This is a genomic window from Bacillus sp. JJ1127, assembly GCF_036965845.1.
GTDB lineage: Bacteria > Bacillota > Bacilli > Bacillales > Bacillaceae_G > Bacillus_A.
Genome location: NZ_JBALQK010000088.1, coordinates 1 through 541, shown reverse-complemented (window position 1 = coordinate 541; position 541 = coordinate 1). Strand labels below are relative to the sequence as shown.

Annotated in this window: 1 protein-coding gene; it reads right to left on the bottom strand. The window is 35.1% G+C overall.

Annotated elements, in window-relative coordinates; translation table 11 throughout:
• The coding region (locus V7183_RS10165) for a helix-turn-helix domain-containing protein (RefSeq protein ID WP_335359401.1) at window positions 1-496 on the bottom strand (496 nt) is incomplete at its 3' end.
• Between the last annotated feature and the right edge of the window lie 45 nt (window positions 497-541).

The window sequence follows — 541 nt, the reverse complement described above, 5'->3', positions numbered from 1 at the left end:
TATACTGCATGCAGTATAATAGCGCCTTACTATACGTATACAACAACTTCTGAAATGGTGAATACTTCTTATACATCTTCTTCAACTTCTCTAGTTCTTCTTCAAGTGCCGGGAGATCCCTTTTCATAATTAAATACCGGGTATAAAGAAGGTTATAATAATTTATAATTTCAAAATCTAAAACATGCTTCATTTCATCTTGTAATTCTTTGTAGATGCGTTCAACCTGTTCCTTATCCAAATGAACCAACGCATTTAACCACTCATCCAACTTCTCTTTTACTTCTTCTTCTACATCTCTCAAATCCGACACAGCAATCTCTAACCTCGCGCAGAGTAGCTGCACAATTTCCTCCGATGCTTCTATCTTTCCATTTTCGATCTTACTTAAATATGAGACGGAACAAATGCCCTGACATAATTCTTCTTGTGTCATTTTTTGCTGTAGCCGTTTATAAAAAACTTGTTTTCCAATTTTCTCTAGCGATTGTTGCATTGTCCTCCTCCATTCTTATTTACCCTCACTACTTTAATAATACAT